Raw genomic sequence first — 9372 nt, 5'->3', positions numbered from 1 at the left:
GGGCTGAAGCGACGCAGCGTTGGTGAACGCGTCTGGATGCTCCGCACGTCCGATGATGTTATTCTCTTGGACCACGGCTTGCACGTTTACACATCGGCCAACCGGGGTGTGGACCGTACCGACTATTCGTGGACAGTGATCGAGCAATGTACTGTGGGCGCGCCGCTGCTCGTGGGCTTGTCTCGTGGCACGACGCATGAGTTTGGGGCGGTCACCGAGATATTCCTCGCTGAATCCGCCCCTGCCGAAAGCTAAGTGCTGAACCGGCCTATTCCTTTAGCGCTCGCACTTTTCCAAAGTGGAGTTTGTACACGGTATCGAGGTCGGCGTCGGGGAACGCTAGGCGGAAGTCCTGCTCGTTGGTCTCGACAGCGTCGACAAGCGCAGACAAAGCGGTATCTGGGTTCGCCTCAACCGTGTACTGGAGCGTCGGACGCGCGCGATCGTAGGCCACCAAGCGGGTGACTTTATCCACGCCGTCTTCCGCAGCCAAGGTATCAGCGACTGCACCGGCGATTGCCTGCATGTTGGTTGATATCTTGCCTTTGTCGTTCGAGGACTCAGAAGCCACATTGTTAAAGCGGTGGTGGCGCAGGTTAGCAATTACTAGCCATAAGCCGGACACAGCTAGCACCACCGTCGCCGTACCTAGTGCGGCAGCCCACCAGCCTTGCTGAGGAAGGGCTGCCCATTCGTCGTGGTCGACCCACCGCGCAAAGTAGAGCGCGAAGGGGACCTCGAAGTGGATGAGGATGGGCCACAAGCCGAGCACGATGAGAATGGCCGCAATAATGAGTAACAAGATTCGGTCGAAAGCGGCTAAGCCTTTAGACATGATCGTCGACCTCCGGGAGTTTCTCGGCTGCAACAGTGAGCTGGGGCTGACGGTGGAGTTGCTGCAGCGTCTGCGCGACTGCGTCCTCCACACGGGAGATGAGACCCTCATCCTCAGTATCGCCGTTGACCGTTACATCGACGGTAATCTTCTTCTTGGAGATGACCGCGCGACTGCGCGCAGCTGCGACGCCGGGAACGCGACGGGCTGCTGCGGAAGCAGTGCGTGCGATATCAACGGGGCGCAACCACATGGAGGCTACTTCTGATTCGACCTGTGTGTGGGTGGATTTTCGCGGCTTGAATGCCGCCACGAGTAAAAGCAGACCAACCAAAATGGCCGCCCCGCCGCTGACTAGCATCCAGGTTTCGATTTTGTCCTGAGACATGACGTCGATGAAGGGTTGCAGCCAAGACCTTGCACCCGTGCTCACCGCCCAGGTCTCCCGGCCCAGGAAAGCCGAGCCTCCAAGACAGACGAGCCCGAGTATGACAGTCCACGTGCGCGCCGCTGGCGACGCGGCAGGCTTTTGGCCGAAGCCGCGCGGGAAGGTACTGCGTTCTTTACTCATGGGCACCTCCTCGGAAGAGCGGTTGGATGGTTATCTCGCGAAGTGGTTCAGGCCGTGGCGCCATGGGCCGCCGGATTGTGGCATTAGGCCGCAGCGTCGGCGACCACGCCGTAGCAGGTTGTGGCGTTCGAACAGGGCGCAGCGGCGCAGGCTGTGGCGTGTCCACCCGGCGTAGTTGGAGCGCTGGGGGAGTCGCGACTGGGCGTAGCTCCGCTGACTTGGGCGAGCGAACTGGAGTGAGCGCAGCCGGCTGCGGCGTCGCAGCGCTCACTACGGAAACGGGCGCCGTGCGCGGTGAAACTGCCCGTACCGATTGTGGCACAGGGCGTGAGACGCTGCGGATTTGCACTAGGTGCGTGGTCTCTATCGCTTGGAGCTCGCGCTGCGGCCGCGTGTGTGGCAGGGTCACGCTCGGGGCGCGCCGTGATGCCACTGCTAGCCCTGTTACGCGCTCGCCAGGGACAGCGGCGCCCACGGTGACGTTGACACGTGTGGTGGCGTAGCCGGTGTAGGTTCTGACAGCTTCTTCGATGGCGGCGCGTGCGGCCTCGGCGACAGCTGTTACCGGACTGGGCCAAGTAACGGCGATGTTGGCATCGACAGCCACGACTTCCTTGGTTGGGTCGCTCTGGATGAGCAGCCGTGGAAACGCGCGCCCGGCAAGGCCCGCGAGTTTGGCGTCGATGGCTACGGTGCCGGGCACACTGGCGATGGCAGTGCCAACGATGCGCTCGAGGGACTTAATGGAAAATCTTAAAGAGCCTGAGCTGCGTGCAAGGGAGGAATCATGGGGCATTAGCCTTGCCCTTTATCCTTGCCAACGATTCCATTCCACACCGCGGAGAGATCGATGCGACCATCAAAGTGAGCACCAATGACCCCGCCCAACGCGGCGAGGAGGACTGCCAGAACCGTGGGCCACAGGCCGAGGTGGATGAAAAATGCCAAAACTAGGCCTGCCACGATGCCGAGTGTGGAGTAATTCTTCATGCTTATTCCTTATTAGTATTGAATGCGCTGCTGATAGCGTCAGCTACAACAACATCGACTCGCGAAAGCTCGGAGCATGCCTCGAGCGCTGCCGCGCGAGCACCTTCGGCGACGTCCTTGACGGGCACCTGCTCTGCCACGTCGAACACGATGTGTACCTCCAGATGGCGATCATCGCGGGGATTCGGACGCTTGAGTCCAGCAATGCGCTCGCCCGGATAGAGCAGCGACACCTCACCGAAGGAGCCGGCATGTAGCTTGGCGACGCCCTGCGTCCCCAGCACGGCTCCAACTATGCGGTGCGCAGCGGGGGCGTCGAGCTCAAAGCGCGTCGTGGGGGACTCGACGGAGTCAGACATCAAGGCTTAGTCCTATTCCTGGCCCTGCGGCAGGGAATTGTTTGCGGACTGCTCGGCGGCGAGGTCTTCCTTCGGGAGCTTGACATCATGAACAACAACGTCGACGCGATCGACGCCGAGGCCAGTCATACGCTCAACGGCATTCATGATGTTGCGGCGGATGGCCTCTGCCAGCTCGTGGATGGCTACGCCGTACTCGGCGATGATGGCGACTTCGATGGTGGCAACGCCTTCAGCAACGTGCACACTGACGCCTTGGCGAACGTCCTCGGAGGCACCAAAGGATTCACGGATCGATCCCATCATGCGGGCGCCGCCGCCACCGAGAGCCGCAACGCCGGACACTTCGCGGGCGGCGATGCCGGCGATCTTGGATACGACAGTGTCGTCAATAGTGGTGATACCGAACTCGGTCTCGAGATTCTTGTTTACCTTAGGGGTAGCGGCGGCCTCAGGGAAGTTAGCGGTGCTGGACTCGGTAGCGGCCGTAGCTGGGGTGGTCGAATTGTTTTCTGGGGTGTTAGCAGCCATGAGCATTTCCTCTTCTCTTGAAGGCTAAAAGTAACTTACCCATCCGAGCCTATAACTGAATGCGGACATTGTGGGGTGCGGTAGTCGATCTTTTAGAAAACGTGATATTGGGCACGGTTTTGTTAGAAGTTTGGAAAACGCGTGATTACATGCTTAAATACAAGGGTTGCTTTAACACAGCGGCGTCACTGACTTCCGGCTCTAAGTCGAATATCAATGGCAAAGTTGCTGGTAAAGCGAACATGACACCTTTGTTGGTGGGCGCCTTAAGGCGTGCACTGGGAAGGTCATTCAATCGGGCTAGGTCCGCGTTTAGTAGAGGCATCCCGAGAGAATGGACCGGAGAAGGGGCATGGCAAATAAACAGCGGCAGTATACGAATTGGACATGTACTCGCACGTGTAATGCGTGAAGAACCGTCCTCTTCCTATTGACTTTGACTTCGGGTCTTGTACCCCGTCAAAAGCACTGCGCCCCAAGGTTTTTGCCAGGTCGCATCTTTTGGTCGTCATGACAGTCAGACAACTGGCGTTGAGCCCAGGCCCTAGAGTCCGGACAACGTTATAGAGAAATCGAGAAGCAATTTCCCACCGCTTCACGCCCCGGATACGCCGGGAATGTGTAAGTGGGGAAGCGAGGAAGAGGATAAGCGTGGCGGGACAAAAGATCCGCATTCGGCTGAAGGCCTACGACCACGAGGCTATCGACGCTTCTGCAAAGAAGATCGTCGAGACCGTAACCCGTACGGGTGCTCGTGTTGTTGGCCCAGTGCCGCTCCCAACCGAGAAGAACGTATACGCCGTTATTTGTTCTCCGCACAAGTACAAGGACTCTCGCGAGCACTTCGAGATGCGCACTCACAAGCGCCTGATCGACATTCTCGACCCGACCCCGAAGACCGTTGACGCTCTTATGCGCATCGACCTTCCGGCCAGCGTCGACGTAAACATTCAGTAGTGTAAAGCGATCGACGAATAGATATTTGGTGGAGAACTAACAATGAGTGAAAACGAGATCAAGGGCATTCTGGGCAAGAAGCTCGGCATGACCCAGATCTTCGACGAGGACAACCGCGTTGTGCCGGTTACCGTCGTCGAGGCTGGGCCGTGCGTTGTTACCCAGATTCGCACCGCAGAAACCGATGGCTACAACGCCATCCAGATCGCATTTGGCGAGATCGACCCGCGCAAGGCAAACAAGCCTGCCGCAGGTCACTTCAAGAAGGCTGGCGTAACCCCACGTCGCCACGTTGCCGAAATCCGTATGGATGACACCTCTGCTTACGAGGTTGGCCAGGAAGTTACCGCTGACATCTTCGAGGGCATTACCTTCGTCGACGTTACCGGCACCACCAAGGGCCACGGCTACGCAGGCGCAATGAAGCGCCACGGCTTCGCAGGCCAGGGCGCTGCCCACGGTAACCAGGCTGCTCACCGCCGCGTCGGTGGCATCGGCGCCTGCGCTACCCCGGCTCGCGTCTTCAAGGGCACCCGCATGGCTGGCCGTATGGGCCAGGACCGTGTTACCACCCAGAACCTGAAGATTCAGAAGATCGATGCCGAGTCCAACCTGCTGCTCATCAAGGGTGCTATCCCTGGTGCGCGCGGTGGCCTCGTCACCGTTAAGACCGCAGTGAAGGGCGGTGCACACGCATGAGCAACCTCAAGCTAGACGTCCAAACCGCTGAAGGTAAGACCAACGGCTCTGTTGAGCTGCCGGCCGAGATCTTTGACACCGAGGCATCCATTGCTTTGATGCACCAGGTTGTCAACGCTCAGCTCGCTGCTGCTCGTCAGGGCACCCACAAGGCCAAGACCCGCGGCGAGGTCCGCGGCGGTGGCCGTAAGCCTTTCCGTCAGAAGGGCACCGGTCGTGCACGCCAGGGCTCGATCCGCGCACCTCACTACACCGGTGGCGGTATCTCCCACGGCCCAGTGCCGCGCGACTACTCCCAGCGCACCCCTAAGAAGATGATCAAGGCTGCTCTCTTCGGTGCACTGTCTGACCGTGCTCGCAATGAGCGCATCCACGTAATCGAAGAGCTCGTCCCGGGCCAGACCCCGTCCACCAAGGCGGCTAAGGCTTTCATCGAGCGCCTGACCGAGCGCAAGAACGTGCTGCTCGTTGTCGGCCGCGAGGACATCAACGCTCGCCGCAGCGCCAACAACCTGCCTAACGTCCAGATCCTGGATGCAGGCCAGCTGAACACCTACGACGTTCTTTACTCTGACGACGTTGTGTTCTCCGTTGAGGCTCTGCACACCTTCGTCGCTCGCGCTCAGGGTGCGAACGAGGAAGTTAAGGAGGAGAAGTAATGGCTAAGCTCGTTAACCCGCGTGACATTATCATCGCCCCGGTCGTTTCCGAGAAGTCCTACGGCCTGATGGAGCAGAACGTTTACACGTTCTACGTCTCCACGGACTCCAACAAGACCCAGATCAAAGATGCCATCGAGCAGATCTTCGGCGTAAAGGTTGACTCCGTTAACACCGTCAACCGTGCAGGTAAGCGTAAGCGCACCCGCACCGGCTTCGGTCAGCGCAAGTCCACCAAGCGTGCGTACGTGACGCTTCGTGAAGGCAGCGACTCCATCGACATCTTCGGCGGCGGCGCTTAAGCGCCACCGGAGAGCCGAAAGGAAAAGGAAGAATTATGGCTATTCGTAAGTACAAGCCGACAACTCCGGGTCGCCGCGCATCCTCCGTGTCCGAGTTCGAGGAGATCACTCGTTCCACCCCGGAGAAGTCCCTGCTGCGCCCGCTGAGCAAGACTGGTGGTCGTAACAACTACGGCCGCATTACCACCCGCCACATCGGCGGTGGCCACAAGCGTCGTTACCGTCTGATCGACTTCCGTCGTACGGACAAGGACGGTATCCCGGCAAAGGTTGCTCACATCGAGTACGACCCGAACCGCACCGCAAACATCGCTCTTCTGCACTACGCAGATGGCGAGAAGCGCTACATCATCGCCCCTAAGGGCCTGAAGCAGGGCACCATCGTTGAGGCCGGCGCTAACGCCGACATCAAGGTTGGTAACAACCTGCCGCTGCGCAACATCCCAACCGGTACCACCATCCACGCTGTGGAGCTCAAGCCGGGCGCAGGCGCTAAGCTTGCCCGCTCCGCTGGTGCTTCCATCCAGCTGCTGGGTAAGGAAGGCAAGTACGCAATCCTGCGTATGCCGTCCTCCGAGATCCGCCGCGTCGACATCCGTTGCCGCGCAACCGTGGGTGAGGTCGGCAACGCTGACCAGATGAACATCCGTTGGGGCAAGGCTGGCCGTATGCGCTGGAAGGGCGTTCGCCCGACCGTCCGTGGTGTCGTCATGAACCCGGTTGACCACCCACACGGTGGTGGTGAGGGTAAGACCTCCGGTGGTCGTCACCCTGTGTCCCCATGGGGCAAGAAGGAGGGTCGCACCCGCAACCCGAACCGTTACTCGAACAACATGATCGTGCGCCGTCGTCGCCCGAACAAGAAGCGCTAAGAGGAGGTAAACAATGCCACGCAGCCTTAAGAAAGGCCCGTTCGTCGATGAGCACCTCCTCAACAAGGTGGATGCTCAGAACGAGGCCGGCACCAAGCAGGTCATCAAGACCTGGTCTCGCCGCTCGACCATTCTGCCTGACTTCATCGGTCACACCTTCGCCGTCCATGACGGCCGTAAGCACGTGCCGGTGTTCGTTGAGGACTCCATGGTCGGCCACAAGCTCGGTGAGTTCGCACCAACCAAGACCTTCAAGGGTCACATCAAGGACGATAAGAAGGGACGTCGATAAGCGATGAGTGAAACCATCACCTCCGCATCCGCAACGGCCCGCTACGTCCGCGTTACTCCGATGAAGGCACGCCGTGTCATCGATTTGGTTCGCGGCAAGTCCGTAGCCGAGGCACTTGCAATCCTGAAGTACGCTCCGCAGGGCGCTGCTAAGCCAGTCGCTAAGGTCGTTGCTTCTGCAGCCGCTAACGCTGAGAACAACTTCGGCCTGGACCCACGCACCCTGGTCATCTCCGAGGCTTACGCCAACGAGGGCCCGACCATGCGTCGCTTCCAGCCACGCGCACAGGGCCGTGCATTCATGATTCGTAAGCGCACCAGCCACATCACCGTGGTGGTCGAGAGCCAGAAGGAAGGGGCCAAGTAATGGGCCAGAAAATCCATCCTCACGGCCTACGTTTGGGCATCACTTCCGACTGGAAGACCCACTGGTTCGCCGATAAGGACTACGCGAACTACGTAGCCGAAGACATCAAGATCCGTCAGTTCCTCGAGAAGGGCCTCGACCGCGCCGGCATCGCCGACGTCGTCATCGAGCGCACCCGTGACCGTGTACGCGTCGACATTCACACCGCCCGCCCGGGCATCGTGATCGGCCGCCGCGGTGCTGAGGCAGACCGCATCCGCCGCGAGCTCGAGAAGCTCACCGGCAAGATGGTCGCCCTCAACATCCTCGAGGTCAAGCAGGTCGACGCCAACGCAACTCTGGTTGCTCAGTCCGTCGCCGAGCAGCTGGTTAACCGTGTTGCATTCCGTCGTGCAATGCGCAAGGCTATCCAGTCCGCTATGCGCCAGCCGCAGGTCAAGGGTATTAAGATCCTTTTGTCCGGTCGTCTGGGCGGCGCCGAGATGTCCCGTACCGAGCGCTACCACGAGGGTCGCGTTCCGCTGCACACTCTTCGCGCCGAGATCGACTACGGCACCGCAGAGGCCCACACCACCTTCGGCCGCATTGGCATCAAGGTGTGGATCTACAAGGGTGACGTCGTCGGTGGCGTACGCGAATCCGAACTGAACGCTCCGTCGCAGGGCCGTGGCCGCGGTGACCGTAACGGTCGTCCGCGCCGTGGTGGCCAGCGTCGTCAGCGCGCACAGCAGAAGCAGGAGGGCTAATCCATGCTGATTCCTAAGCGCGTTAAGTACCGCCGCCAGCACCGTCCTACCCGTAGCGGTGTTTCCAAGGGCGGTAACCGCATCAACTTTGGTGATTACGCAATCCAGGCTCTAGAGCCGGCTTACATCACCAACCGTCAGATTGAGGCCGCACGTATTGCCATCAACCGCCACGTCAAGCGTGGTGGCAAGGTGTGGATCAACATCTTCCCGGACCGTCCGTTGACCCAGAAGCCACTCGGCGTTCGTATGGGTTCCGGTAAGGGCCCGGTTGAGAAGTGGGTCGCCAACGTTAAGCCGGGCCGCGTCCTCTTCGAGATGTCCTACCCGAACGAGGCCACTGCTATCGAGGCTCTGCGTCGTGCAGGCCAGAAGCTTCCTTGCAAGGTCCGCATCATCAAGAAGGAGGACCAGTTCTAATGGCAACCGGTACCCCCGCCCACGAGTTCCGTGAGCTCGACAACGCTGAGCTGGAAACCCGCCTTAAGGATGCGAAGGAAGAGCTGTTCAACCTTCGTTTCCAGAAGGCAACCGGCCAGTTGACCAACAACCGCCGCATCGGCACGGTTAAGCGCGACATTGCCCGCATCTACACCGTTCTTCGCGAGCGCGAGCTGGGCCTGTCCGTAGTTCCGGGAGCTGAGGCTTAATCATGAGTGAGGCAAACGTGAACGAAGTAAAGAAGGAGCGCGGTGCGCGCAAGACCCGCATCGGCATCGTAGTTTCCGACAAGATGGACAAGACCATCGTCGTCGAGCTCGAAGACCGCAAGCAGCACGCGCTTTACGGCAAGATCATGCGCTCTAACAAGAAGGTTAAGGCACATGACGAGAACGAGACCGCCGGCATCGGCGACCGCGTTCTGATCGCCGAGACCCGCCCGCTGTCTAAGGACAAGCACTTCCGTCTCGTCGAGATCGTGGAGAAGGCTAAGTAAAACCTAGCTTTTCCAACTCTTAAGCCGGCCAGGCTTTTCTTCCCAAAGGAAGAAGGCTTGGCCGGCTTTTCTTTTGCGCGTATTTGTCGCAAGGCGTTTCTGCTCTATTCGCGTAACGGGAAGCGCAGTAATGCTCTGCTTTTGGTAGACCAAGTCTCGGCATGGATGGGGCGGTGCAGGCGCGCGGTAGCGCTACAGACATGGCGTACATATGTCTTAATATTTAGGGTCTTTTGATGTACGCATCGCGGCTGCG

General features: G+C 59.6%; 17 protein-coding genes and 1 pseudogene. 12 read left to right on the top strand and 6 right to left on the bottom strand.

From position 1 onward, the window contains the following. Nucleotides 1-255 (top strand): annotated as a pseudogene (locus HMPREF0308_RS13970) (hypothetical protein); the annotation flags it as partial. Nucleotides 256-268: 13 nt separating this feature from the next. Here the strand turns inward: HMPREF0308_RS13970 and HMPREF0308_RS00705 are convergent. The 6 genes from HMPREF0308_RS00705 to HMPREF0308_RS00680 are packed head-to-tail and all read right to left on the bottom strand — an operon-like array spanning nucleotide 269 to nucleotide 3292. After that, the gene (locus HMPREF0308_RS00705) at nucleotides 269-835 is read right to left on the bottom strand and encodes an alkaline shock response membrane anchor protein AmaP (protein WP_005527764.1); all 567 of its coding nucleotides are present in this window, start codon (nucleotides 833-835) and stop codon (nucleotides 269-271) included. Further along, on the bottom strand, nucleotides 828-1406 hold the full coding sequence (locus HMPREF0308_RS00700; protein ID WP_005527763.1) for a DUF6286 domain-containing protein: 579 nt from the start codon (nucleotides 1404-1406) through the stop codon (nucleotides 828-830). Before HMPREF0308_RS00700 ends, HMPREF0308_RS00705 begins: the two co-directional genes overlap by 8 nt. Next, complete coding sequence (locus HMPREF0308_RS00695) at nucleotides 1399-2202, bottom strand: Asp23/Gls24 family envelope stress response protein (protein ID WP_005527761.1); 804 nt, start codon at nucleotides 2200-2202, stop codon at nucleotides 1399-1401. The genes HMPREF0308_RS00700 and HMPREF0308_RS00695 overlap by 8 nt, the downstream gene beginning before the upstream one ends. Then, a complete protein-coding gene (locus HMPREF0308_RS00690; protein ID WP_005527759.1) occupies nucleotides 2202-2396 on the bottom strand; it encodes a DUF2273 domain-containing protein in 195 nt (64 codons plus the stop codon). Before HMPREF0308_RS00690 ends, HMPREF0308_RS00695 begins: the two co-directional genes overlap by 1 nt. 2 nt (nucleotides 2397-2398) lie before the next feature. Beyond that, on the bottom strand, nucleotides 2399-2755 hold the full coding sequence (locus HMPREF0308_RS00685) for a hypothetical protein (protein ID WP_005527757.1): 357 nt from the start codon (nucleotides 2753-2755) through the stop codon (nucleotides 2399-2401). A gap of 12 nt (nucleotides 2756-2767) precedes the next feature. Continuing rightward, nucleotides 2768-3292: an Asp23/Gls24 family envelope stress response protein gene (locus HMPREF0308_RS00680; protein ID WP_005527755.1), complete on the bottom strand. Its 525-nt coding sequence runs from the start codon at nucleotides 3290-3292 to the stop codon at nucleotides 2768-2770. A 645-nt stretch (nucleotides 3293-3937) separates the two neighbouring features. Here HMPREF0308_RS00680 and rpsJ point away from each other — a divergent pair. From rpsJ to rpsQ, 11 genes are read left to right on the top strand one after another with little or no spacing between them, the layout of a single operon-like run. Continuing rightward, complete coding sequence (gene rpsJ / locus HMPREF0308_RS00675) at nucleotides 3938-4243, top strand: 30S ribosomal protein S10 (protein WP_005527750.1); 306 nt, start codon at nucleotides 3938-3940, stop codon at nucleotides 4241-4243. A 42-nt stretch (nucleotides 4244-4285) separates the two neighbouring features. Beyond that, nucleotides 4286-4942: a 50S ribosomal protein L3 gene (gene rplC / locus HMPREF0308_RS00670; protein ID WP_005527748.1), complete on the top strand. Its 657-nt coding sequence runs from the start codon at nucleotides 4286-4288 to the stop codon at nucleotides 4940-4942. Further along, entirely contained in the window at nucleotides 4939-5601 is a 663-nt protein-coding gene (rplD, locus tag HMPREF0308_RS00665; protein ID WP_005527746.1) for a 50S ribosomal protein L4, read from the top strand. The genes rplC and rplD overlap by 4 nt, the downstream gene beginning before the upstream one ends. Then, complete coding sequence (gene rplW / locus HMPREF0308_RS00660; protein WP_005527745.1) at nucleotides 5601-5903, top strand: 50S ribosomal protein L23; 303 nt, start codon at nucleotides 5601-5603, stop codon at nucleotides 5901-5903. Before rplD ends, rplW begins: the two co-directional genes overlap by 1 nt. 35 nt (nucleotides 5904-5938) lie before the next feature. Further along, on the top strand, nucleotides 5939-6775 hold the full coding sequence (gene rplB, locus HMPREF0308_RS00655; RefSeq protein ID WP_005527743.1) for a 50S ribosomal protein L2: 837 nt from the start codon (nucleotides 5939-5941) through the stop codon (nucleotides 6773-6775). Between the two features lie 13 nt (nucleotides 6776-6788). After that, nucleotides 6789-7067, top strand: coding sequence for a 30S ribosomal protein S19 (rpsS, locus tag HMPREF0308_RS00650; RefSeq protein ID WP_005527741.1), 279 nt, complete (start codon nucleotides 6789-6791; stop codon nucleotides 7065-7067). Between the two features lie 3 nt (nucleotides 7068-7070). Beyond that, a complete protein-coding gene (gene rplV, locus HMPREF0308_RS00645) occupies nucleotides 7071-7433 on the top strand; it encodes a 50S ribosomal protein L22 (protein WP_005527740.1) in 363 nt (120 codons plus the stop codon). Continuing rightward, entirely contained in the window at nucleotides 7433-8179 is a 747-nt protein-coding gene (rpsC, locus tag HMPREF0308_RS00640) for a 30S ribosomal protein S3 (protein ID WP_005527738.1), read from the top strand. The genes rplV and rpsC overlap by 1 nt, the downstream gene beginning before the upstream one ends. 3 nt (nucleotides 8180-8182) lie before the next feature. Next, entirely contained in the window at nucleotides 8183-8599 is a 417-nt protein-coding gene (gene rplP, locus HMPREF0308_RS00635) for a 50S ribosomal protein L16 (protein ID WP_005527736.1), read from the top strand. Then, the gene (gene rpmC / locus HMPREF0308_RS00630) at nucleotides 8599-8829 is read left to right on the top strand and encodes a 50S ribosomal protein L29 (protein ID WP_005527735.1); all 231 of its coding nucleotides are present in this window, start codon (nucleotides 8599-8601) and stop codon (nucleotides 8827-8829) included. Before rplP ends, rpmC begins: the two co-directional genes overlap by 1 nt. 2 nt (nucleotides 8830-8831) lie before the next feature. Further along, complete coding sequence (rpsQ, locus tag HMPREF0308_RS00625) at nucleotides 8832-9116, top strand: 30S ribosomal protein S17 (protein WP_005527733.1); 285 nt, start codon at nucleotides 8832-8834, stop codon at nucleotides 9114-9116. Nucleotides 9117-9372 lie beyond the last annotated feature (256 nt).

This window comes from Corynebacterium striatum ATCC 6940 (assembly GCF_000159135.1).
Taxonomy (GTDB): domain Bacteria; phylum Actinomycetota; class Actinomycetes; order Mycobacteriales; family Mycobacteriaceae; genus Corynebacterium; species Corynebacterium striatum.
Note: the sequence above shows the minus strand (reverse complement) of the source record. Positions and strands in the feature narration are given on the sequence as shown.

What these genes read in the sequence shown, in the direction of transcription:
- HMPREF0308_RS00705 (WP_005527764.1), bottom strand. Translation starts at nt 835, where the DNA reads ATGTCTAAAGGCTTAGCCGCTTTCGACCGAATCTTGTTACTCATTATT.
- HMPREF0308_RS00700 (WP_005527763.1), bottom strand. Translation starts at nt 1,406, where the DNA reads ATGAGTAAAGAACGCAGTACCTTCCCGCGCGGCTTCGGCCAAAAGCCT.
- HMPREF0308_RS00695 (WP_005527761.1), bottom strand. Translation starts at nt 2,202, where the DNA reads ATGCCCCATGATTCCTCCCTTGCACGCAGCTCAGGCTCTTTAAGATTT.
- HMPREF0308_RS00690 (WP_005527759.1), bottom strand. Translation starts at nt 2,396, where the DNA reads ATGAAGAATTACTCCACACTCGGCATCGTGGCAGGCCTAGTTTTGGCA.
- HMPREF0308_RS00685 (WP_005527757.1), bottom strand. Translation starts at nt 2,755, where the DNA reads ATGTCTGACTCCGTCGAGTCCCCCACGACGCGCTTTGAGCTCGACGCC.
- HMPREF0308_RS00680 (WP_005527755.1), bottom strand. Translation starts at nt 3,292, where the DNA reads ATGCTCATGGCTGCTAACACCCCAGAAAACAATTCGACCACCCCAGCT.
- rplC (WP_005527748.1), top strand. Translation starts at nt 4,286, where the DNA reads ATGAGTGAAAACGAGATCAAGGGCATTCTGGGCAAGAAGCTCGGCATG.
- rplD (WP_005527746.1), top strand. Translation starts at nt 4,939, where the DNA reads ATGAGCAACCTCAAGCTAGACGTCCAAACCGCTGAAGGTAAGACCAAC.
- rplW (WP_005527745.1), top strand. Translation starts at nt 5,601, where the DNA reads ATGGCTAAGCTCGTTAACCCGCGTGACATTATCATCGCCCCGGTCGTT.
- rplB (WP_005527743.1), top strand. Translation starts at nt 5,939, where the DNA reads ATGGCTATTCGTAAGTACAAGCCGACAACTCCGGGTCGCCGCGCATCC.
- rpsS (WP_005527741.1), top strand. Translation starts at nt 6,789, where the DNA reads ATGCCACGCAGCCTTAAGAAAGGCCCGTTCGTCGATGAGCACCTCCTC.
- rplV (WP_005527740.1), top strand. Translation starts at nt 7,071, where the DNA reads ATGAGTGAAACCATCACCTCCGCATCCGCAACGGCCCGCTACGTCCGC.
- rpsC (WP_005527738.1), top strand. Translation starts at nt 7,433, where the DNA reads ATGGGCCAGAAAATCCATCCTCACGGCCTACGTTTGGGCATCACTTCC.
- rplP (WP_005527736.1), top strand. Translation starts at nt 8,183, where the DNA reads ATGCTGATTCCTAAGCGCGTTAAGTACCGCCGCCAGCACCGTCCTACC.
- rpmC (WP_005527735.1), top strand. Translation starts at nt 8,599, where the DNA reads ATGGCAACCGGTACCCCCGCCCACGAGTTCCGTGAGCTCGACAACGCT.
- rpsQ (WP_005527733.1), top strand. Translation starts at nt 8,832, where the DNA reads ATGAGTGAGGCAAACGTGAACGAAGTAAAGAAGGAGCGCGGTGCGCGC.